This window comes from Variovorax atrisoli, from assembly GCF_014195185.1.
Classification (GTDB): Bacteria; Pseudomonadota; Gammaproteobacteria; order Burkholderiales; family Burkholderiaceae_C; genus Variovorax; species Variovorax atrisoli.
In genome coordinates, this window is record NZ_JACIBG010000006.1 from 348,143 (window position 1) to 368,856 (window position 20,714).

A 20,714-nucleotide genomic window follows, 5' to 3' on the forward strand; every position below is an offset into this window, starting at 1 on the left:
GAGGGCGCTGTCTTCAGCGCCCGATCGGCCCTTCGATCAAAGCGTCGTGACGACGATGGGCGCGCCCTTGGTGATGATCATCGTGTGCTCGTACTGCGCAGACAGGTTGCCTTTCACGCCCGCAAGCGTCCAGCCGTCGGAAGCCTCGGTGACGATGCGGCTCTTGGTCGACAGGAAGGGCTCGATGGTGATGACCATGCCCTCGTGCAGCGTGCGCGTGTCCGAGGGATCGAAGTAGCCCGGAATGTGCTCGGGCTCCTCGTGCAGCGCGCGGCCGACACCGTGGCTCGCGAGGTTCTCGATGACCTTGAAGCCATAGGCCTTGGCCGTGCGCTCGATGGCGGCGCCGATGCGGTTGATCGGCTGCCCGGCCCTGGCGGTCTTCATCGCTTCGGCCAGCGCGGTGCGGGTGGCGTGGCACAGGCGGGTCTTCTGCGGGTTGGTGGGCGGCACCACCGTGGTTCCGCCGGTGTCGGCGAAGTAGCCGCCGAGCTCGGCCGACACGTCGACGTTCAGCACGTCTCCGGCGCGGATGACGCGGTCACCGGGGATGCCGTGCGCGGCCTCTTCGTTGATGCTGATACAGGTCGCGCCCGGAAAGTTGTAGGTGAGCTTCGGCGCCGACCGCGCACCGTGCTCCTCCAGCAGCCGCTGGCCGATCAGGTCGAGCTCGCGCGTGGTCATGCCGGGCTCCGCTGCATCGAGCATGCGCTGCAGCGTCAGCGAGACGATGCGGCCGATGCGCTGGAGGGCTACCACGTCGTCCTGGGTTTCGATGGTCATGTCTGTCGGTCCTTGAGAAAGAGGGGCGCGGGGCGACGGATGGCCCGCCGGGCAGGCGCCCTTCAATGCAATGGAACGGCGCGGATGGAGTGCATTGTCATATGCACATCGAATTTCCGGGCATCTTTACCGGCCATTCGAATATTCTTGCTGTGGCGCAGCCGCTCCCACTCATCCCTCGTCACCCCTCATTCAGGTGCCGCACCCATGCCCGACCTTCCCCACAGCCCCGCCGCCGAACGCAACAAGCAGCCCATCCTCGACGCATTGACCGGCATCCTCGGCGAAGAAGGCGCGATGCTGGAGATCGCCTCCGGCACCGGCCAGCATGCCGTCTGGTTCGCCACCGCGCTGGGCAGATGGACCTTGCAGCCCACCGACGGGGATGAGCGCGCCTTGCCCGGCATTGCCACGCGTATCGCCCGGGCTGCACTGCCCAACCTTCGGCCGCCGATCCTGCTCGATGTCACGGCGCCTCAATGGCCTTCGCAAGGCTCATCTTTCCCGCAAGGGCAGGACAAGTTCGACGCGATCTACTGCGCCAACATGATCCACATCGCACCCTGGGGCGCTTGCGTCGGGCTGATGCAGGGCGCGGCGCGGCATCTGCGTTCAGGCGGTGTGCTCGTCACCTACGGCCCCTATTTCGAGGACGACGTGCCGACGGCGCCGAGCAATCTGGCCTTCGACGAAGACCTGCGCGGGCGCAATCCTGCGTGGGGGATACGGCGGCTGGAGGATGTGGCGGCGGAGGCGCAGCGGGCGGGGCTTGTGTTGCGGGAGAGGCATGGGATGCCGGCGAACAATATGTTGTTGGTCTTTGGCTTGACTTGAACGCTCCACTGACAGGTCTTGGAAGGCGGGTAGCTTGCCGATCAGCGCGCGGGGCCTCGGAAGAATGGAAGCTCAAACAAATCAAGGGAGGACTCAATGTCGACATCCATGCAGGCGCGTGCCACGCACGCGGGGGTTCGAATTCTTTTCATCGCCGCGGGCGCATTGCTGTTCGGCCTCGTCTCCAATTTCGTCTTGACCGCGATTGGCCATTGGTACGAGATGAACATGGCGCGCAGCGAGTACGACCTCTCCGATTCCTTCATGATCGCCTTGCTGGTCCAGGCCCTTTGTGTTGTTGCCGGTGGAGTGACAGGCAACTGGCTGTATCGGCGCTCGCGCATCAAGAAGGGTGTCGAGCGCTGAAGGGCAATGGGCCTGTTGCACGCGGCGGGCAATGCCTTCGCGTTGCTCGCCCCGATGCCCGATTTCTGCGCACCCCCGTGCATCGATCACGATGTTTCACTTTTGAAACGCATCGGCGCTCCACCGCTTCCCGCGAGCGCGATTACATTCAAGCCCGGTGCGCATTCGCGCCACCGTTTTTTTCCACCATCGATTCAAGCAAGAAAGAACATCCGTTTTGAACAAGACCGACCTCATCGCCGCCGTCGCCACGGACACCAACCTCAGCAAGGCCGATGCCGCTCGCGCGCTCGATTCCGTCATCGACAACCTGTCGCGCGCCCTGGCAAAGGGCGACACGGTGCAACTGATCGGCTTCGGCACCTTCGCCGTGGCTGCCCGTCCCGAGCGTGAAGGGCGCAATCCCTCGACCGGCGAGAAGATGACCATCAAGGCCAGCAAGGCGCCGAAGTTCACCGCCGGCAAGGCGCTGAAGGACGCGGTCAACGCGCCCGCTGCCGAGTAAGCAGCCAGGAAAATAGACCCCAAAGAACGCGCAAGGGGCATGCACAGGCCCCTTGCCCGCAACCCCTCCGTGGCGTCCGCGCCGCAGTGCAGGCCGCGGAGGGCGGCCATCTTCAGGAAACCGTCGCATTCCGCGCTAGAGTTCGTGCAGGTTCACGAGCCCAGCCATCCGACATGTACGACGCGCCTGTGCCGACACCCTCATCCCCCACCACATCGCAGCAGTGGCTGCTTCGGCTTCTTTCGATAGCAGCCTGCCTCCTGTTCATCGGCTGTGCCAGCAGCCCGCCCGGGCCCCGGCAAGGCGGCAGCCCCGGCGCCGTGATCGGCGGCACGAGCCTGCTGACGCCCGAGCAGTCGAACAGCGTCGCGATCCACGCCCTGGGCCTCGTCGGCACGCCGTACCGCTACGGCGGCAACACGCCCGACGGCGGCTTCGACTGCAGCGGGCTCATCGGCTACGTGTATCTCAACAGCGTCGGCGAGGCTCCGCCGCGCACGGTGGCGCGCATGGTGGGCTTCGGCGCCCCGGTACCGATGTCGGAGCTTCGCACCGGCGACCTCGTCCTGTTCGGCGCCTCCACGCCTTCGCATGCGGGCATCTACGTGGGCAATGGCCGCTTCGTGCATGCGCCTTCGACGGGCGGCGTTGTGCGGCTCGACCGGCTCGACGGCGTGTACTGGTCGCGCCAGGTGGTGCAGGCGCGGCGGCCATAGACGCAAGCGCGTCGGCTCAGCCCGGCCTGCTTCTGCCGCTCTTCTTCGCGGGTGAGCCTGCGGCACCTGCAGGTGCTGCTGCACCGGCATTCCCCCCCGCATTCAACTGATCGACCCACGACAGCGCATCGACATACGCCATGAACCGGTTGAGGTACTCCGGCGAGATGTCGCGCATCAGCGTGAGCGAGCGGTGCACGAGGTGGTGCGAGTTGAGCGGGCCGGCGTTCTCGGGCACCTTCGACAGCGACTGCGTCAGGCGCCGGTCGGCACTGAGCCGGGACCACGTGCTCTGGAAGTAGCGGATCGACTTGAGCTCGGGCGGGGGCGCTGCGGGCAAGGCTGCAGCCGCGGCGCCGGCCTTTGCGGGTGCCGGTGCGACCGGGGCATTGCCCGGCACCGGCGCATGTTGCGCGATGTGCTCGACGAGTTCCGCAAGCGCACTCTGTTCCACGGTCGCCGTTTGCTCTTGCGGTTCCGGGCTTGCGGATTGCGACTTCGTCCGATCCTCCTCGTACGCCGCAAGAAGCGCCGCCACCTTGTCGTCCAGCATCTGCCGTGCCTCGCCGCCGTGCGCGGCGGCGCGCCTGGCCATCGCCTCTATGAAGCGGAAGCGCACGGGATCGAAGCGCTGGTCGCCGCGCGCGAGGGCGGCGGCGACCAGCGCGCCGATGTCGCGTGCGGCTTCGTTGCCTTCGGTTTCAGTCACGGGGCTTGGCGTTGGCGTTGGCGTTGCTGGTGCCGCCGTTCGACGGGCGCGGCGTGGGCGCCATTTCCACGCGGCGGTTCTTCGAGCGGCCATCGGCATCGGCGTTCGACGCAACGGGCTGCTCGGAGCCGAATGCCGCCGCGAAGATCGACGACGACGGAACGCCCGATTCGATCAGCGCGCGCGTCACGGTGAGCGCGCGCTGTGCCGAGAGCTCCCAGTTGTCGGCGAACTGGCGCGCGTTGTCGCGCATCTGCCGGTCGTCGGTGAAGCCGCTCACCATCAGGATCTCGTCGCGCGACTTGAGGTAGGCGGTCAGCGGCGCCGCAAGGCTCCTGAGCAGCTGGCGGCCTTCGGGCTGCAGCTCCGCTGAGTTGAAGGCGAACAGCACGTTGCCGCTGATGCCGATGCGACCGTTGGTCAGCGTCACGCGGCCGGCGGCCAGCGGTGCAGCCAATGCCTGTTCGAGCGTCTGCAATCGCTTGGCCTCGGCCTGCCGTTGCTTGACTTCGGTTTCCAGCTTCGACGCGAGCTCGAGCTGCATGCCGATCGCGCAAACGAGGATGAGCACGAAGGCGCCGAGCAGGCCGGCCATGAGGTCGCCGAAGACGGCCCACACGGGCACGCCCGGTTCGTCGAAGCCGGCCTCGATGTCGTCGCGGATCATGCTTCGCTGTCCGCGGGCGCCTGCTGCGGCAGCTGGCGCTGCCGGTCGGCGATCTGCTGCATGTCTTCGACGATCTGCTTCTGCGACATGATGCTCAGGTCGATCACCTCGCGCGCCTGCGCGACGTAGTAGGCCAGCTGCTCGTCGCTGCGCGCGATGGACTTGCCCAGCGCGCCTTCGATGCGCTGCAGGTGGGCCGCAAGCTTGTCGTTCGACTGGCTGAAGAGCTGCACCGCGAGGCCGAAGGCCTCGCCCAGGCTGGCCACTTCGACGGCGCTGCCGGTGATCTGAGCGGCGACCGAGGCCATCTTCTCGGACTCGGCATCGGCCCGCTCGGTGAAGCGGCTGCCCACGCGCTCCAGCATCTCGGCCGACGCCGACACCAGCGTGTCGATGGCGGTGCGCTGCTCGGTGGAGGCGTGGTTCACCGCATCGAGCAGGGTGGAGAGCGTCTCGAGGATGCGGCTGCGCTCCTCCAGCATCGCGTTGTCGCGCGCCATGCCGTCGGCCAGCTTCTGGCGCAGCTCGGTCACCACCTCGGCCGCGGCGCGCGGCGCTTCGGCCGCCGCCTGCAGCAGCTGGGCGATCTCGGCGACGGTGCTCCTGGCATGCGCCTCGGTCTGCGCGGACATATCGCGCGCAGTCTGCGCCATGGTGTCGATGAGCTGCTTCTGCTGGCTCGCGCTGTGCTCGCCGGCCTGCTGCCATTCCTGGCGCAGCGCGGCGGCCATGTCGGTGAGCGACTGCGTCCAGGCCGAGAGGCGCTGCTCGTCGCGCGAGGTCATCTGCGACACGATCTCGGCCGCGGCGCGCGGTGCCTCGGATGCGGCCTGCAGCAGCTTCTCGATCTCGGCGACGGTGTTCTTCGCATGCGCTTCGTTCTGGGCCGACATCTCGTGCGCGGTCTGCGTCATGGCGTCGAGAAGCTGCTTCTGCTGGCTGCTGGTGTGCTCGCCGGCCTGCTGCCATTCCTGGCGCAGCGCGGCGGCCATGTCGGTGAGCGACTGCGTCCAGGCCGAGAGGCGCTGTTCGTCGCGCGAGGCCATCTGCGACACGATCTCTGCCGCGGCGCGCGGTGCCTCGGATGCGGCCTGCAGCAGCTTCTCGATCTCGGCGATGGTGTTCTTCGCGTGCGCCTCGGTCTGGGCCAGCATCTCGCGTGCGGTCTGCGCCATGGTGTCGAGCAGCTGTTGCTGCTGGCTCGCGTTGTGCGCGCCGGCCTGCTGCCATTCCTGCTGCAGCGAGGCGGCCATGGCGGTGATCGATTGCGTCCAGGCGGCAAGGCGCTGTTCGTCGCGCGATGCCAGCTCGGTCTGCAGCGAGGCGTGCGACTTGTCGATGGACTGGAGCAGCGATGCGGAGTGCTGTTCGAAGGCCGCCGCAGCGGTCGACAGGGCCTGGTGCGCGTCACCCGAGAGCTTCTCGCTCACGCGCTGGTGCTGTGCGAGCGCACTGCTCCAGCTGTCGGACACATTGCCGACGGCGCTTTCGAGGCGGGCGGAGACGCTCTCCACCAGCGCGGCGGAGCGCTGCTCGAAGGTCTGCGCGAAGTTGTCGTGGGAGCCGCGCATGTCGCCGGCCAGGGCTTCGCTGGTGCGCTGGTGTTCCGCGAGCGCGCTCTTCCAGGTGTCCGCCACGCGGGTGGTGCTGGCCTCGAAGCGGCTGGAGAGGCCGTCGAGCTGCTGCTGGACCGTCTTCGAGATGGTGTCGTGCAGTGCGACCGTCTCGCGCGCGATGCCGGCCATGGTGGCTTCGACCACGGGCTGGATCGCCGCGCCCGCGACGCGCGCGCTTTCGGTGAGGCTGTGCTTGAGCGACTGGTCGACCGAAGCGGCAAGGTTGCCGTAGACGGCCTCGGCCTTGCTGTGGAAGCTGTCCTGCCCGGCCACGAGACGCTCGTTCAGCGCCTGGCTCTGCCGTTCCATCGCCAGCATCATGGCCTGCAGCTGGCCGACCAGTTCGGGCATGGCATGGGCCTGCTGCTGCAGCAGCCTGAACGATTCTTCGCGCTGGTGGGTCTGCGAGAAGGGGCGCAGCACGGTGGCGATCCTGGTGTCAAGCAGTTGCGCCGCCTGCAGCCTCTCGCGGCGGCTCAGCGCGGAGGCCAGGCCCAGCATGGCCGATGCGGCCACGCCCGCCACCGAGGTGCCGAAAGCCAGGCCCAGGCCCTTGACGGGGGCCGAGAGCGAATCGCGGATGGTCTGCAGGTCGGTCGAGCTTTCGAGCGCGATGCCGGTGCCGCGTAGCGTGACCACCATGCCGATGAAGGTGCCCAGCATGCCCAGCAGCACCAGGAAGCCGGCGAGGTAGGGCGTCAGCGCCGGGCCCGGCAGGCCCACGCGCTCACCCTCGATGCGCAGGCGCACCGGGTTGCGCAGCGAAGGGTGAAGGCCGTCGAGCCACGCGCCGAGGTTCTGGGGCGGCGCGGAGAGGCTGGACACGGCCTGCGTCAGCGTGCCGGTGGCTTGCTGGAAGCGGTGCAGCTCCAGCGCGCCGAGGATGTAGAAGGCACCGACGATCAGGGTGACGGCCAGCGCCAGCGAGTTGGTGCCGATGTAGCCGGCGCCCACCCAGCCGACGACGGCCAGGCCGGCGGCAAACACAGCGTATTGAAGGAATCGGGTCATGGGGTCCTGGTGGCCTGGGTGCGAAGGGCATCGAGCAGCCCTTCGACCGGTTGAAATCGAAAATCAAGTTCGGCGAGCAGCACGTCCTGCGCGTCCTTGCGGAAGGTGTCGAGCCATGCGTCGGAGGGCGGGGCGGCAGGCTGCGCCTCGTCTTCCTCGCTCGCCGCCTCGGCGGCGGCCGCCTTGCGCAGCCGCTCGAAATGCCGCTCCAGCAGCCCCGGAACGGCCGACAGCAGGCTGTGCTCGCGTGCTTCCAGCACCTGCGCCATCACCACGTCGACCGAGGCCAGCCGCGCCATCGCGGGCGACCTGGCGGCCATGGCGGAGCGCAGCCTGCTGCGCAGCGAGCCCACGCCGGCTTCCATGGCCTGCTGCCGGGCGAGGTAGCGGCGGCGGTAGGGGGCGAAGTCGGAGGCTGCGTCCTTGCCGGCGCCGAAGGTGTTGTCTTCGACGATGGCATTGGCCAGCGCGGTACGCACGCGGCTGCATTCGTTTTCTTCGGTGTCGCGGGGAGCCCGGATGCCTGCCTGCGCCATCGCGGGCGCGCCGTCGAGCGCGGCCGACAGCGAGATCGCGTCGGTCCAGCCGAACCATTGGCTCAGCCGGTCGGCGGTGGGATTTGCGGGTTCGCGGACATCAGCCTCGGCCAGTCGGGAAAGCAAGCGAATGAGCGCCGAGCCGTTGAAACTTGTGCGCCTGAAAACTTGCCCCATAACCTCCTGGACGCGTCTGACGGCGCCTGACCGAAAAACCCGGCAGTCTACAACAGCACCCTCAGTCCGAGGCTCTCCGGGCGCCTGTGCGGGGCGCTGGCTGTGTAACGAAATGCCTGTTTTCCATCGCCGAGACCGCTGCCGGAATCAACGCCTGGCGTCCGGCGACCGGACGTGCTCCGGCCGCACCCCCAGCCCCACGGCCCGGGCCGGCAGCCTGCGCAGCAGCGGCCAGCGCGCCAAGAGCTTCAAGGGCAAGGGCAGGGGCAAGGGCAGCGGCGCCTGGCGGTCCGGCGGCTCGCGGTCGAGCACGGCCATGAGCACGTTGTCCTGGATGAAGCGCTGCACGGCCTGGGTGACCTGCACGGGCCACTCACGGCGGCGCTGCAGCTGGGGCAGCAGGGCGTCGATCTCCTTGTCGCTCGCGTCGCCGGCCAGCGCGGCCCACAGCAGGTTGGCGGCGGCCACCGCGTCCTGCACCGCGAGGTTGATGCCGACGCCGCCCACCGGCGACATCGCATGCGCGGCATCGCCGATGCACAGCAGCCCGCGGCAGGACCAGCTCTCGAGCCGGTCGACCGTCACTTCGAGCAGCTTGACCGAGTCCCAGTCGGGCAGCGCCGCGGGCAGCCTGTCGACCAGGAAGGGCGCGATGCGGCCGATCTCCCGGTGGAAGGCGCCGATGCCCCGTGCCTTGAGCGCATCGTGGCCGCCCTTGGGTATGACGAAGGCGCACTGCCAGTAGTCGCCGCGGTTCAGCGTCACGAGGATGCGGCCCCCCGCGATGTGGCCGCCGGTGGACGCCGGGTCTTCCTCGCGGCGCGGAATTGCCATCCAGAGCACGTCGATGGGCGCGCCGTAGCTGATGTGCGGCAGCGCCGCCGCATCGCGCAGCGCCGAGTGCCGTCCGTCGGCGGCCACCACCAGCGAGGCGTGCAGCTCGACCTCGCGCGGCTGGCCGGCGCGGCGGTCGCGTCGCACCTTCACGCCGTTGACGCGGCCCTTTTCCTGCAGCAGGCCGATGGCCTCGGCATCGGTCCAGAGCTCGAAGCCCGGATAGCGCCGCGCCTCGTCGTACATGAAGTCCAGGAACTCCCACTGCGGCATCAGCACCAGGAACCTGCTGTGCGAGGGCAGGTGGGTGAAGTCGGCCACCGGCACGGTGCGGCCCTCGTAGCTGGCGCGCAGCTCGTCGACGCGGTCGTGGGGGCGCTGCAGGAAGGCGTCGAGCAGGCCCAGCTCGTGCAGCACCTCCAGCGTGGACGGGTGCACCGTGTCGCCGCGGAAGTCGCGCAGGAAGTCGAGATGCTTCTCCAGCACGACCACCGGCACGCCGGCACGGGCGAGCAGCAGGCCCAGCACCATGCCGGCAGGGCCGCCGCCTGCGATGCAGCAGCGCGGCGTCGGGGATTCGCTCGCTTGGGCGGTTGGCGTTTCCATGGCTCCGATCGATCGATCCGGTCGCGCCGCGGACGACGTGGCCTGTGTTGCACGGCACCGCCCGATGCGGGGGCTGGGCCCCCGGGGCTCAGGGTTGCGCGAAGGTGACGCTCTGGGCGATGAGCACGCCGTCGACCACGCGGTCTCCGACGACTGTCACGCGCTTGCCGTTGCCCAGGTCCGTGGCGGTGCCGTTGACGAACATGGTAGCGGAGCCGCCGGCATTCACGCGCTGGCCGCGCACGATGAAGTCGGAAGCCGACTGGTAATTGCCTATGGCGCCGATCACCGTGAAGGAAGCCGGCCCGCCCGTGCCCGGCACGTAGCGCACGCGCAGCTTCTTCGCCACCAGTACCTGGCCAGAGAGGAAACCGTCGACCTCGACCTTGACGCCGTTGCCGATGGAGCCGGCTTGGCCGCCGGGTATCTGTGCATTGCGCGCGTCGACTCTGTTGCCGAGCACGCGGAAGTCGCCGAGCGATGCGAAGTCGGTCACGACGCCCGCGAGCTGCAGTGCGATGCCGTCGGCGGTGGGAATGGCGTACCAGCCCTGAACCCTGGTGGCGGTGAAGCGGCCGGCCACCGGCGCCGCGGTGCCGCGCACGCGGACGATGGCGCCGTCGGCCAGGCTGGCGGCGTCGACGCCGGGGTCGAAGGTCGCGCCGCCGAAGTCGACCGTGAGCAGGCCGAGGGTGAATTGCCGGCCGACGCGGTCGAGGTTCTGAACGGTGCCGGTCACCAGCGGTTCGGTGGAGGCAGGCGTGACCTGCACGCGCGTGGCGCGCAGCGTGCCCGGTGCGGCGGGCAGGCCCCAGACCTGGATCACCGCGCCGTCGCGCAGGTCGGCGGGGCCGTTGGCGTCGCCCCAGACGGTGGCGGTGTCGGTGGTCACGCGGCTGCCCATCACGGTGAAGCTGCCGCTCGGCAGGTCGATGGCGGAGACGGCGCCGCGCAGCTCGGCGGCCGAGACCACCTGCGCGGCCAAGCCGCTGGTGAAGTTGGCATCGACCTTGCCGGCCACGCGCGCACTCATGCCGATCTGCAGCTCGGTCGTGTCTTCGAGGCTGAAGGTGGCGCTGTCGGTGTTGTAGCGCAGCCCGTTGAGGATGATGCTGCCCAAGCCGTCCGCCGCGCCGATGCCGGCCGCGTCCGCAGTCACGCCGGTGCCGCCGGAACCCACGCCGGAGCCGTCGCCGTTCGTGTTGCCGGCGGTGGTGGTGCCGTCGCTGCCGCCGGTTCCCGCACCGGTGCCGTTTCCGGTGCTTCCTGAGCCGTCGGCCCCGCCGGTGCCGCCGCCGCTGTTGTCGGCGCCGCCGCTCGCCCCCGTGCCGGTGGAGGTGCCGGAGATGCCGGCCACGCCGGCGCCCGATGTGCCGCCGCCACCGCCGCCGCAGGAAAGAAGCATGGCGATGCCGCCGGCGAGCAGGAGGCTGCGCAGCAGCCCGCGCAGAGGGGCGCGCGTGGGCCGGAGGGAGTGCACCGTGGTGAGGATCGTGTTCATCGTGAGGGCGGCCCGCTCTTCTTCGGCGCGGCTTCGTCGTCTTCGTAGTAGGTATAGATGCCGACGCGGATGCGGGCCTTGCTGTCGGCGGGGGCGCGCTCGACGGCCTCGGTCATCTCGCGGGCCAGTTCGTGGTGCAGCCCGGTCCAGCGCTCGCGTGCGAGGCGCTGGATTTTTTCGCAGTCTTCCAGCGTGAGGCCGCGCGCGTACACCGAGCGCTCCAGCATGCGGGGCGTTTCGCCCAGCGTGTTGGAGACGGCGGCCAGCAGGTGGTCGCGGCCGTTGTCGCCCAGGAAGGCGAGCATCGACTGCAGGTCTTCGACCGGCACGAAACCGTCGGCCATGAGCTCGGCGGTGCCGTTGTCCTCGGCCACCATGTTCAGGCGCACCAGTTCATCCAGGATGGTGCGATGGTGGATGTTGCCGCGGCTGGCCAGCCGGGCCACGCGCTCGAAGGAGGGGGCCTCGTCCTCAGTGGAGACGGGGATGCGGCGAAGGTCCTCGTTCTCGACCGTCATCTGCAGCCAGAGCGTGAAGGTCTTGGCGGCGGCCGACAGCTCGGTGTGCGGCAGCGGGTCGGCGGTGGCGCGGACCTTGGCGGTGACCGCCTTGCGGTTCAGGCCGGTGGTGACCGAGATCTGGCTGAGGTTGGGCCGCTTCACGCCCTGCTGGCGCCAGGAGCGCTGGGCCTCCTCGATGAGCAGGTCGCGCAGGAGTTCTTCCAGGTGCGGGTGCTTGACGCCCATGGCGAGCGCCAGCCGGACTACCGGACGCAGGATGCGAGCGCAGGCGGCGAGGGCCCAATCCAGCCGTTGTTCCATGGGTGCGGTCGTTGCTCCTGGTTCTTTGCGTCCGAGACAAGAAGGGAGAAGGGGCCCGGGCTTCCAGCCGTGCCGGAGCGGATTCCAGCCCCCTTCGCAGCGGGGTATTGTCGTTCGTCCGCGAAGGCCGCCCCGGCCGTGTGCCCGCGGGGAAGGCTAGGTGGCGGTGCAGGTGCCGTCGTTCGACCTCGTGACGTTGGTGCGCCCGGTGGCGCTGATGTTCACGGCGCGCGACTGGTTGGCGCTCGGTGCGCTGCGGCAGATGGTGATCCGGCTCTGGCTGGCGCCCACGCCGGTGGCCTGGAACACGATGGCGCTCGCGCCGCCCGCCTCGCGCAGCAGGTAGCCGGAGGCCGCCGCACTTTCCACGCGCAGCACCTGCGTGCCGCTCAGCACGATCCAGCCGGCTTCCCACTGGCCGTTGGTGCTGCAGCTGGTGCCGTCGGCCGAGGCGCAGAGGGTGACCGGCGCGTTGCGCTTGATGGCCTCGCTGCGCGCGAGTTGGCTGCCCGCCACCAGCGAGGTGGCATAGCTGCTCAGTCGCATGGAAAGCCGGATGCCGTCGAACGAGGGCACGGCGATGGCGACGAGCACCACCAGCACGGCCACCGTGACCATCAGCTCCACCAGCGTGAAGCCGGGGGCGTGGGCAGTGCGGGGCCGGTAGCGCATGTTGCCGGTGCTGCGCATGCTCACTTCTGGATGAACCAGTAGACCCGGCCCTTGGGCTGCTTGAACGCGGCCTTGGGTGCGGTGCCCTTGGGGCTCAGGAACGAGTCGGGGTTGGCGCCGATCACCACGTCGCGCATGCTGCCGTCGTCGAGCTGGACGCGGCCCACCACCGGCGAGGGCGCGAGGCCGCCGCCCACCACGTTCTGGAAGCGGCCGCCGGGGCCCTGGGGTGCGGCGTTGACGTACGACACGTTGTAGACGCGCGCGGTGCCGAGGTCGGCGCGGCACATCTGCGCGTTCGGGTTGCTCGGCGTGTGGGTGTTGAAGGTGGTGGTGCCGTAGGCGGTGACCGAGCTGGTCACCACCTGCTCGCCCGCGGCGAGGGCGAGGTACCAGCCCTTCTTCGTCGCGAGGTCGGAGGAGGTCGGCGTGGAGGTGTCGGTGATGGGCAGCAGCGAAGCCTGGCACAGCAGGCCGTTGCCGGCGCCGCAGTTGCTGGTCTCGCTGCTCAGCCAGGTGCTGTCGGTGGGCTTGTCGACCAGCATGTAGAAGCGGTTGGCCACACCCAGCGCGACGTTGTAGTAGCGCAGGGGCTTCTCGCGGTCGCCCGAGCCCAGCAGGATGACGAAGGCACCGTTGTCCTCCACCACGTCGGGCGCGAACATGAACTTGCGGTTGGGGGTGCAGGTGGTCACCGTGTCGCAGCCCAGCGAGGCGACCTGCGTCATGGTCCAGGCCGCGGGTGCCCCGCTGCCGAGGGCGATGCGATAGACATTGCCGCCCAGGTCGGCCGCGTAGGCGATGCGCGCGATGCCGAGCGAATCGGTGACCACGCTGACCTCGCCCACCACGGGCCGCGCGGTGGGGAACATCTGCAGCCGCGCGCCGGTGTCGGCGTCGAGCACGTAGATGCCGCTGCCCTTCGCTGCCGTGCCGCAGGCCTGGGCTGCGCTGTTGGTGTCGACGTCCTCGCACTTGTCGTAGCCGCCGCCGAAGATCAGCAGCGGGCTGTTGCCGCCGCCGTAGCCGTTGGCGCGCATGACCTTGGGGGCAGACCAGGTCTGGCCGAAGCCCTCGAAGCCGCTGTCGCAGCCGACGTCGTCGCCCTGGTTGGGGCAGCCCTTGCGCCATTTCAGCGTGGGCGAGGCGGCGGAGGAGACGTCGAAGGCGTAGATCAGCCGGCCGCCGCGGCGCATGCTCGCGTAGAGCCAGGCGGTGCTGCCCTGGCGATAGGCCGAGACCGGCCCGTCCATGCCGTAGGGCTTGGGCTCCACCGCACCCGAGGTGACCGGCAGCAGGGGGAAGCTGATGCGCGTGCTGTTGTCGTACAGCCGCTTGATGCTGCCGTAGAACTCCGGCGGCATGAACGACCAGAGCTCGTCGCCCGCCGCGGCCGAGCCGATGGCCGCGGTGCGGTTGCCGTTGACTGCGCGCAGCACGCCGTCGTTGCCGCCGTAGAACACCACCACCTGGGGCGCGGCGTCGGTGCCGTAGTTGATGGCCACCGGCCGCGAGTGCACCACGTCGCCGTGCACCGAAGGGCGCATCGAGGTGGAGGTGACGGGGTTGCCCTGCGCGTCGGGCCGCTCGTCGCCCTTGTCGTCGAGGCCGCGCGCCCAGTTGATGATCAAAGTGCGGTCGGTGTCGGCGGTGACGCCCAGCGCAGCCTTGGTGATGGCGGCGTTGCCGTCGGCGAAGGCGGTGAGTGCCGTGCAGCTGCCCGGCGTGCAGGTCTTCATGTTCCGGTTGGCGACGGCCATGCGGCGCAGCATGTAGCCCTGCGCACCTTTCTCCACCACGTTGCCGTCGGGGCTGTCGGCGGCTTCCTTGCCGATGCAGTCTCCCGAGGGCCGGAAGCTCCAGTACAGGTCGGTGTCGCTCGGCGCGGGCGTCCAGAAGCTGCGGGCGCAGGGAGCGACGAAGCCGGTCTGGTTGTTCACCGCGTTGGCGCCCACCGAGTCCTGCAGGATCAGCTGGTTGCTGCTGTCGAGCCCTAGCTTGTATTGCTTGAGGTTGCCGTTCCAGCGCGCAAAGGCATCCTGGTCGGGGCGGAACATGCCCACGAACACCTGGTTCAGGTAGGTGCCCTGGGTGTTCACGCTCACCGGCAGGCTCACAGAGGAGAACACGCTGTTGACCGACTGGATCTTGCTGAAGATGTCGTCCAGCGCCGCGCCGAGCGCGCTGCCCAGGTCGGGCTTGGAGGAGATGTCGTAGTACTCGCCCTTGCTCTGCGTGGCCATGCTCTTGAGCAGCGAGGTCCAGCCCGGGCCCTGGCCGCCGGTCGCCTTGGCGGCCTCGATGGTGTAGACCTTCACGCCCATGCTCGTCTGCAGGAAGCGCGACCACTCGTCGGCTGTGTTGTCCTGCGAGCCGCTGGGGCTCAGGGCGATCTGCGTCGCGTCGCCGCCCGCAGCGCGCAGGGCGGCGTTGGAGGTCTGGCTGTCGCTGGTGTTGTCCTGCGCCGCGCCGTTGCTGATGTAGATGACGAAGGTGCCGGTGCAGTTCTCGGTGCTGGGGCCGACGTAGGTGGTGGCGGAGAAGCTGCCGAGCGCGTTGCGCGGCAGCGCGTAGATGGCCTTGGAGGCCGCCGTGCCGCTCGTGTTGCCGCTGTAGTCGGCCTTGACCTTGCCGTTGCCGGCGATGGGCGCGCCATTGGCCAGGTATCGGTAGACCTCTGCCATGGTCTTGCCGGCCTTGCCGCCGTTGGACTTGTCCGCCAGTTTGTCCAGGCTGCGGATGAGCGCGCCGTACTTGACCTTGGTGCCGTCGTCCATCGTGCGCACCGCGGCGCGCACGTAGCCGCCGTCGGAGTTGGAGTTGCCCTGGCCGGTCTCGGTGAACATCATCAGGCCGACCTTGAACCTGTTGGACTTCAGGCTTTCGAACGCCGACGCCAGCGCGGTCATCTCGGCGGTGAAGGGCTGGTTCCAGTTGGCCGTGTTGTCCAGCACGAAGAGCACGTTCGGCGTCTGCGCAGCGCTTGGGTTGTAGCCTACGAAGAGGTCGATGTCCTCGGCGTGGGCCGGGCCCGCCGGCATTGCCGTCAACGCAGCGAGCGCGGCGGCTGTCCACAGCGAAGCGAGAAGTTTCCGGGTCATGGTGCGGGCCTGTTCGTCGTCGGGTTGTCGTGGGAGGGCATGCCTAGGAAGCGCAGAACGCTTCGAACTGCGCCTTGTTGAGCAGGGCACGCACGCCCTGGCGCACGGAGGTGGTGGCGCCGCTGGTGTTGCGGGCATCGGTGACCGTGGTGCTGATGTCCCACACGGAGTTGTATTGGTCGGGCAGCGTCGAGAGGCCCGAGCCGCTGCTCGACGCGCCGCCCGTGACGCCGCCCGGGCCAGTGCTGCCGCCGCTGCCGGTGTCCAGCGCCTTGGTGGCGCGCACGCACACCGGCGGCGCGACGTTCACGACGTAGTCGGTGACGCCGTCGTTGTCGATGTCGACCATGCTCACCGTCCGCTGCGGCGGCGCCAGCGTCGGGCTGCCGTCGCTGCCGGGCACGAGCAGGCTGGTGGCGGCTTCCTCGATCGCGCGGTTGGCGGCAGCCACCGCCTCGTTGCGCGTCTGCAGGTTGCCCACCGCCTTGAGGTTGGCGTTGCTCAGGTTGAAGGCGGCCGTGACCACGAGGGTGATCAGCAGCAGCATGATCATCCCGATGAGCAGGGCGGCGCCGCGCTGGCCGGCACCGCGGGCGAGCGGCGCGCGTGTGTTCATGGCGTCTCCCTTCGGCCGGTGACGTTGCTCAGGCGCACGGAGGTGGAGAACGCGTGCCGCTTGTAGTGGTCGTTGAACGGCCCCAGCGTGGCACCGCCGAGCTGGTAGGTGCGTGTGTCGGTGTGGCCCGGCGATGCCTCGGAACTGCGTGCCAGAACGAAGAGCTTGACGGCCACCACGTTGACGAGCTGGTCGGCGGTACAGGCGGGGCTCGTGGTGCAGTGCACGAAGTTGCCGTCGGGGCTGCCGTCGCCGCGGTTGGCCGGCGTGGACTTGTTCGCCGGGTCGGCCCAGGCGATGGCCGTGGTGTAGTCGACGGCGGCGCCGGTCTTGCTCAACGTGTCGAGGCCGAGTTCGACGCGGAAGCCCTCGACGCCTTCGATCAGCGGCGTGGGCGGCTGCTGCGCCAGCGTGCCGCCCACGAAGTCGAAGCGCGAGCGCGCCAGCGTGGGAATGCCGTCGCCCACGGCGTCGGCGTAGTCGCGCACGTAGTAGATGTCGGCCACCAGCTTGCGCTTGGGCGAGGGCGTGGTGCAGTCCTTGCGGAGCATGTTGCCGAAGCCGGCGGTCGACAGGTCGAAGGCCGACGGCTTCTGCGTGCCGCACAGCGACGACTGGAAATACATGGCGCCGGTCGTGTCGGCGTCGCAGTTGGGTGTGCCGGGCAGGCAGGTCTCGGCGTGGCGCACCACGATGATGTCGGTGCCGGCCTTCTTGTTCTTCAGCAGGTCTGTGCAGCTCGCGGGCACGCTGTCGTAGGTCTGCACCGGGATGTCCAGCAGCTGGCGCTTGTAGTCGTCGGTCCAGTTCGCGGCGGAGTAGGGCAGGCACGGGTCGGGCAGCGCGCCGGTGGGCACGTGCGTGGGAGCGCCCGTGACGGTAAGGTCGTCGAACTCGGGCATGTAGTTCTCCCAGAAGCCGGCGTGGGAGATCTCGTTCTCGAGCACGAACGTGCTGAGGCGCCCGGTCTCGATCTGGCGGTTGACCCGCTCCAGCTCGCGCTGGGAGTTGCTCACGTTGAGAAAGAGCGCGAGCAGCGCGGCCACCACGATGAGCGTGATGGTGATGGCCACCATCAGCTCGATCAGCGTCAGGCCGCGCTGGCCGTGCCGCGGAGCGCGTGGGCGGTTCATGAGAGCGACCCGATGCGCACCAGCGTGGTCACGGTGCGGCGGCATTTGTCGCCCGTGCAGGTGGTGCCGCTGTCGTACTGGCCCTTGCCGCAGGCCACGCCGGAAGGCGGCGCCGAGATCGGCCCCAACCCCTGCCATGCGACGGTGACCAGGTACTCGTTGTTGCCCATGTCCTCCACGCAGCCGCGCCCGCCGATCACGGTGCCGAGCTTGCTGCCGCCGGAGATCTCGGCCGCGCCCTGCAGTGCGTTGCACCATTCCTTGGCGTCCACCTGCTGCCGCGTCGCAGTGGCGGTGGGACAGGCGGCGTCGGCGCCCAGCGGCGCGCTGGTGACGTAGCTGGCCGCCGTGCGGCGGTTGGTCGCGATGCGGCTGGCCATGTCGTTCAGCAGGATCAGCGCCTGCGAGCGCTGGTACGACTCCATCTCGGAGGCCTGCATGCGCGCCTGAAGCCCCACGAGTCCGAACAGGCCGATGGCCAGCACGAGCAGTGTGACCAGCACTTCCAGGAGCGTGGCGCCGCGCTGGCGCCGGACGGGGCTGCTCTTCACCATTTGCCTGCCGGCGTCTTCACGCCTTCGCTGGTGAGGCCGAGGTTGCCGTCGCCCGACTGCGAGCCGGTCGGCGTGAAGGTGAGCGTGTAGCCCGGGGCGCCGGAGGTCGAGAGGGTGACGTCGTAGCTGTAGTTCGCCGAGACCTCCGGCGGCAGGCTGTAGCCGCTCGCGGTGAGCGCCGCCTTGTCGGCATAGCCGCGGTTGGCAATGAGGAACTGCTGCTGCCGGTTGGCGATGTCCATCATCTGCGCCTGGGCCGCCGAGCGCTTGGAACGGATGACGTACTGCTGGTAGCTCGGCAGCGCGATGGCCGCCAGGATGGCCACGATCGCCACCGTGACCATGACCTCGATCAATGTGAAGCCGCTGCTGCGTCTGCGTGCCTGCGGATGCTGGTTCATCGTGGCTCGAAAGGAATGTTTCACATTGTTAATTATGTGAATTTATCACATTTAAGCAAGATGCAGGGTCAGGAGGCTCCGCTGTGCGGTGTCTGCCACGGCCGAATCCAGGGTTTTCCATTACGCAAAGCCACGCGCCCGCCCCGCGCGGTCCGACGGATGCGCCGGCGCCCCCGCCCGGCAAAACTCCCGGGTTCAATCCAAGGAGACATCCGCATGCACAGCATCCGACGCCATCTGGTGTGGCTGGTCGTGGCCGTGGTCGGCGCGTTCGCGCTGGGCACCGTGGCCCTGACCCGCGGCGAAAGCGTCAACGCCCTCTGGGTGGTGGCCGCCGCGATCTGCACCTATCTCATCGCCTACCGCTACTACAGCCTCTTCATCGCCGACAAGGTCCTGGGCCTGGACGGCAGCCGCAAGACGCCGGCGCACCGCCACAACGACGGCCTGGACTACGTGCCGACCGACAAGAACGTGCTGTTCGGCCACCATTTCGCGGCCATCGCGGGCGCGGGCCCGCTGGTGGGGCCGGTGCTGGCGGCGCAGATGGGCTACCTGCCCGGCCTGCTGTGGGTGCTGGCCGGCGTGGTGTTCGCCGGCGCGGTGCAGGACTTCATCGTGCTGTTCATCTCCACGCGGCGCGACGGCCGCTCGCTGGGCGACCTCGTCAAGCAGGAGATGGGGCCGGTGCCCGGCATGATCGCGCTGTTCGGCACCTTCATGATCATGATCATCATCCTCGCGGTGCTGGCGCTGATCGTGGTGAAGGCGCTGGCCGAATCGCCGTGGGGCACCTTCACGGTGGCCGCGACCATTCCCGTGGCGCTCTTCATGGGCGTGTACCTGCGCTACATCCGCCCGGGGCGCATCGGCGAGGTGTCGCTGATCGGCTTCGTGCTGCTGATGCTCGCCATCTTCGGCGGCCAGGCCGTGAGCCAGAACCCCGAATGGGCGCCGCTCTTCACCTTCGACGGCAAGGCGCTCACCTGGATGCTGGTGGGCTACGGCTTCGTCGCAGCGAGCCTGCCCGTGTGGCTGCTTCTCGCGCCGCGCGACTACCTCTCGACCTTCCTGAAGATCGGCACCATCATCGCGCTGGCCATCGGCATCGTGTTCGTGATGCCCACGCTGCAGATGCCCGCCGTCACGCAGTTCGCGCAGGGCAACGGCCCGGTGTGGTCGGGCAGCCTGTTCCCGTTCCTGTTCATCACCATCGCCTGCGGCGCCGTCTCCGGCTTCCACGCGCTCATCTCCTCGGGCACCACGCCCAAGATGCTCGACAACGAGCGCCACGCGCGCTTCATCGGCTACGGCGGCATGCTGGCGGAGTCCTTCGTCGCGGTGATGGCGCTGGTGGCGGCCTCGTGCATCGAGCCCGGCATCTACTTCGCGATGAACAGTCCCGGCGCGCTGGTCGGCACCACCGCGCAGCAGGTGGCGGCCACCGTGTCGGGCTGGGGCTTCGTGATCACGCCCGAGATGCTGGTGCAGACCGCCAAGGACGTGGGCGAGACCACCATCCTCGGGCGCACCGGCGGCGCGCCGACGCTGGCCGTGGGCATGGCCCACATCCTTCACCAGGCGATCGGCGGGCAGGCCATGATGGCCTTCTGGTACCACTTCGCGATCCTGTTCGAGGCGCTGTTCATCCTCACGGCGGTCGATGCCGGCACCCGCGCGGGCCGCTTCATGCTGCAGGACCTGCTGGGCAGCTTCGTGCCCGCGCTCAAGCGCACCGACTCGCTGCCGGCCAACCTCGTCGCCACCGCGCTGTGCGTGGCGGCCTGGGGCTACTTCCTGTACCAGGGCGTGGTCGATCCGCTGGGCGGCATCAATACGCTGTGGCCGCTCTTCGGCATCTCCAACCAGATGCTGGCCGCGGTGGCGCTGATGCTGGGCGTGGTGGTGCTGTTCCGCATGAAGCGCGAGCGCTATGCGTGGGTGGCCATCGCGCCGGCCGCATGGCTGCTGGCGTGCACGCTCACGGCGGGCTGGCAGAAGATCTTCTCGTCCGACCCGAAGATCGGCTTCCTCTCGCACGCAGCCAAGTACACCGAAGGCATCGCCAACGGCGTGCTGGTGGCGCCGGCCAAGACGCCCGAAGCGATGTCGCGCATCGTCTTCAACGACCGCCTCGACGCCGCGCTGTGCGCGCTCTTCATCTTCGTGGTGCTGAGCGTGCTGGTCTACAGCATCAAGGCCTGCATCGCGGCGCGCGCGGCCAACCGCCCGACGACGCAGGAAACGCCGTTCGAACCCATGGGCGCCGCCGCCGCGACGCCCGCCCACTGAAGCCATGGGCCTCGCATTGCCGGAAGCCGGGCGCTACTTCGCGCGCTCGCTCAAGCAGTCGCTGCGGCTCATGGTCGGGCTGCCCGACTACGACGCCTACCTGACCCACATGGCGGCCACCCACCCCGAGCGGCCGCCGATGAGCTACGAGGCCTTCTTCCGCGAGCGGCTGGAGGCGCGCTACGGGGCCGGCAAGGGGCGCTGCTGCTGAGCCGAACGCGGGATTGCGTTACAGCTCTTTCCGATCGAAGCCCCGTCCAGCG

At 69.0% G+C, this 20,714-nt stretch carries 20 protein-coding genes; 6 read left to right on the forward strand and 14 right to left on the reverse strand.

Features of this window, described 5'->3' with window-relative positions:
* Positions 1-36: 36 nt before the first annotated feature.
* A complete protein-coding gene (gene map, locus FHY06_RS22240) occupies positions 37-783 on the reverse strand; it encodes a type I methionyl aminopeptidase (protein WP_019656936.1) in 747 nt (248 codons plus the stop codon).
* A 207-nt stretch (positions 784-990) separates the two neighbouring features.
* Between map and FHY06_RS22245 the strand changes: the two genes are divergently transcribed.
* From FHY06_RS22245 to FHY06_RS22260, 4 genes are all read left to right on the forward strand, one after another.
* Entirely contained in the window at positions 991-1,617 is a 627-nt protein-coding gene (locus FHY06_RS22245) for a DUF938 domain-containing protein (RefSeq protein ID WP_184606316.1), read from the forward strand.
* 108 nt (positions 1,618-1,725) lie between these two features.
* Entirely contained in the window at positions 1,726-1,983 is a 258-nt protein-coding gene (locus FHY06_RS22250) for a hypothetical protein (RefSeq protein WP_019656938.1), read from the forward strand.
* Between the two features lie 217 nt (positions 1,984-2,200).
* Complete coding sequence (locus tag FHY06_RS22255) at positions 2,201-2,488, forward strand: HU family DNA-binding protein (protein ID WP_019656939.1); 288 nt, start codon at positions 2,201-2,203, stop codon at positions 2,486-2,488.
* A gap of 173 nt (positions 2,489-2,661) precedes the next feature.
* Positions 2,662-3,204, forward strand: coding sequence for a C40 family peptidase (locus tag FHY06_RS22260; protein ID WP_184606317.1), 543 nt, complete (start codon positions 2,662-2,664; stop codon positions 3,202-3,204).
* Between the two features lie 16 nt (positions 3,205-3,220).
* Here the strand turns inward: FHY06_RS22260 and FHY06_RS22265 are convergent, their stop codons facing one another.
* The 13 genes from FHY06_RS22265 to FHY06_RS22325 form a co-directional block, all read right to left on the reverse strand.
* Entirely contained in the window at positions 3,221-3,913 is a 693-nt protein-coding gene (locus FHY06_RS22265) for a DUF2894 domain-containing protein (protein ID WP_184606318.1), read from the reverse strand.
* Positions 3,906-4,577: an OmpA family protein gene (locus FHY06_RS22270; protein WP_184606398.1), complete on the reverse strand. Its 672-nt coding sequence runs from the start codon at positions 4,575-4,577 to the stop codon at positions 3,906-3,908. The genes FHY06_RS22265 and FHY06_RS22270 overlap by 8 nt, the downstream gene beginning before the upstream one ends.
* Complete coding sequence (locus FHY06_RS22275; protein ID WP_184606319.1) at positions 4,577-7,207, reverse strand: DUF802 domain-containing protein; 2,631 nt, start codon at positions 7,205-7,207, stop codon at positions 4,577-4,579. Before FHY06_RS22275 ends, FHY06_RS22270 begins: the two co-directional genes overlap by 1 nt.
* Positions 7,204-7,920, reverse strand: a complete 717-nt coding sequence (locus FHY06_RS22280) for a DUF3348 domain-containing protein (protein WP_184606320.1) — start codon at positions 7,918-7,920, stop codon at positions 7,204-7,206. The genes FHY06_RS22275 and FHY06_RS22280 overlap by 4 nt, the downstream gene beginning before the upstream one ends.
* A gap of 147 nt (positions 7,921-8,067) precedes the next feature.
* Positions 8,068-9,360, reverse strand: coding sequence for an FAD-dependent oxidoreductase (locus FHY06_RS22285; RefSeq protein WP_184606321.1), 1,293 nt, complete (start codon positions 9,358-9,360; stop codon positions 8,068-8,070).
* 88 nt (positions 9,361-9,448) lie between these two features.
* Positions 9,449-10,861, reverse strand: a complete 1,413-nt coding sequence (locus tag FHY06_RS22290; RefSeq protein ID WP_184606322.1) for a DUF5666 domain-containing protein — start codon at positions 10,859-10,861, stop codon at positions 9,449-9,451.
* The gene (locus FHY06_RS22295; protein WP_019656947.1) at positions 10,858-11,682 is read right to left on the reverse strand and encodes a DUF6502 family protein; all 825 of its coding nucleotides are present in this window, start codon (positions 11,680-11,682) and stop codon (positions 10,858-10,860) included. The genes FHY06_RS22290 and FHY06_RS22295 overlap by 4 nt, the downstream gene beginning before the upstream one ends.
* Before the next feature lie 156 nt (positions 11,683-11,838).
* The gene (locus FHY06_RS22300; protein WP_184606399.1) at positions 11,839-12,372 is read right to left on the reverse strand and encodes a GspH/FimT family pseudopilin; all 534 of its coding nucleotides are present in this window, start codon (positions 12,370-12,372) and stop codon (positions 11,839-11,841) included.
* 2 nt (positions 12,373-12,374) lie between these two features.
* The gene (locus FHY06_RS22305) at positions 12,375-15,455 is read right to left on the reverse strand and encodes a pilus assembly protein (RefSeq protein WP_260310579.1); all 3,081 of its coding nucleotides are present in this window, start codon (positions 15,453-15,455) and stop codon (positions 12,375-12,377) included.
* A 43-nt stretch (positions 15,456-15,498) separates the two neighbouring features.
* Positions 15,499-16,071, reverse strand: coding sequence for a hypothetical protein (locus FHY06_RS22310; RefSeq protein ID WP_145761934.1), 573 nt, complete (start codon positions 16,069-16,071; stop codon positions 15,499-15,501).
* Positions 16,068-17,204, reverse strand: a complete 1,137-nt coding sequence (locus tag FHY06_RS22315) for a PilW family protein (protein ID WP_184606323.1) — start codon at positions 17,202-17,204, stop codon at positions 16,068-16,070. Before FHY06_RS22315 ends, FHY06_RS22310 begins: the two co-directional genes overlap by 4 nt.
* On the reverse strand, positions 17,201-17,758 hold the full coding sequence (gene pilV, locus FHY06_RS22320; RefSeq protein WP_019656952.1) for a type IV pilus modification protein PilV: 558 nt from the start codon (positions 17,756-17,758) through the stop codon (positions 17,201-17,203). The genes FHY06_RS22315 and pilV overlap by 4 nt, the downstream gene beginning before the upstream one ends.
* On the reverse strand, positions 17,752-18,159 hold the full coding sequence (locus FHY06_RS22325) for a type IV pilin protein (RefSeq protein WP_126183255.1): 408 nt from the start codon (positions 18,157-18,159) through the stop codon (positions 17,752-17,754). Before FHY06_RS22325 ends, pilV begins: the two co-directional genes overlap by 7 nt.
* Before the next feature lie 216 nt (positions 18,160-18,375).
* Between FHY06_RS22325 and FHY06_RS22330 the strand changes: the two genes are divergently transcribed.
* Complete coding sequence (locus tag FHY06_RS22330) at positions 18,376-20,451, forward strand: carbon starvation CstA family protein (protein WP_184606324.1); 2,076 nt, start codon at positions 18,376-18,378, stop codon at positions 20,449-20,451.
* A gap of 4 nt (positions 20,452-20,455) precedes the next feature.
* Entirely contained in the window at positions 20,456-20,662 is a 207-nt protein-coding gene (locus tag FHY06_RS22335) for a YbdD/YjiX family protein (RefSeq protein ID WP_019656955.1), read from the forward strand.
* Positions 20,663-20,714: the final 52 nt, after the last annotated feature.

What these genes read in the sequence shown, in the direction of transcription:
- FHY06_RS22295 (WP_019656947.1), bottom strand. Translation starts at nt 11,682, where the DNA reads ATGGAACAACGGCTGGATTGGGCCCTCGCCGCCTGCGCTCGCATCCTG.
- FHY06_RS22310 (WP_145761934.1), bottom strand. Translation starts at nt 16,071, where the DNA reads ATGAACACACGCGCGCCGCTCGCCCGCGGTGCCGGCCAGCGCGGCGCC.
- FHY06_RS22280 (WP_184606320.1), bottom strand. Translation starts at nt 7,920, where the DNA reads ATGGGGCAAGTTTTCAGGCGCACAAGTTTCAACGGCTCGGCGCTCATT.
- FHY06_RS22275 (WP_184606319.1), bottom strand. Translation starts at nt 7,207, where the DNA reads ATGACCCGATTCCTTCAATACGCTGTGTTTGCCGCCGGCCTGGCCGTC.
- FHY06_RS22335 (WP_019656955.1), top strand. Translation starts at nt 20,456, where the DNA reads ATGGGCCTCGCATTGCCGGAAGCCGGGCGCTACTTCGCGCGCTCGCTC.
- FHY06_RS22290 (WP_184606322.1), bottom strand. Translation starts at nt 10,861, where the DNA reads ATGAACACGATCCTCACCACGGTGCACTCCCTCCGGCCCACGCGCGCC.
- FHY06_RS22285 (WP_184606321.1), bottom strand. Translation starts at nt 9,360, where the DNA reads ATGGAAACGCCAACCGCCCAAGCGAGCGAATCCCCGACGCCGCGCTGC.
- map (WP_019656936.1), bottom strand. Translation starts at nt 783, where the DNA reads ATGACCATCGAAACCCAGGACGACGTGGTAGCCCTCCAGCGCATCGGC.
- FHY06_RS22260 (WP_184606317.1), top strand. Translation starts at nt 2,662, where the DNA reads ATGTACGACGCGCCTGTGCCGACACCCTCATCCCCCACCACATCGCAG.
- FHY06_RS22305 (WP_260310579.1), bottom strand. Translation starts at nt 15,455, where the DNA reads ATGACCCGGAAACTTCTCGCTTCGCTGTGGACAGCCGCCGCGCTCGCT.
- FHY06_RS22315 (WP_184606323.1), bottom strand. Translation starts at nt 17,204, where the DNA reads ATGAACCGCCCACGCGCTCCGCGGCACGGCCAGCGCGGCCTGACGCTG.
- FHY06_RS22245 (WP_184606316.1), top strand. Translation starts at nt 991, where the DNA reads ATGCCCGACCTTCCCCACAGCCCCGCCGCCGAACGCAACAAGCAGCCC.
- pilV (WP_019656952.1), bottom strand. Translation starts at nt 17,758, where the DNA reads ATGGTGAAGAGCAGCCCCGTCCGGCGCCAGCGCGGCGCCACGCTCCTG.
- FHY06_RS22330 (WP_184606324.1), top strand. Translation starts at nt 18,376, where the DNA reads ATGCACAGCATCCGACGCCATCTGGTGTGGCTGGTCGTGGCCGTGGTC.
- FHY06_RS22300 (WP_184606399.1), bottom strand. Translation starts at nt 12,372, where the DNA reads ATGCGCAGCACCGGCAACATGCGCTACCGGCCCCGCACTGCCCACGCC.
- FHY06_RS22250 (WP_019656938.1), top strand. Translation starts at nt 1,726, where the DNA reads ATGCAGGCGCGTGCCACGCACGCGGGGGTTCGAATTCTTTTCATCGCC.
- FHY06_RS22325 (WP_126183255.1), bottom strand. Translation starts at nt 18,159, where the DNA reads ATGAACCAGCATCCGCAGGCACGCAGACGCAGCAGCGGCTTCACATTG.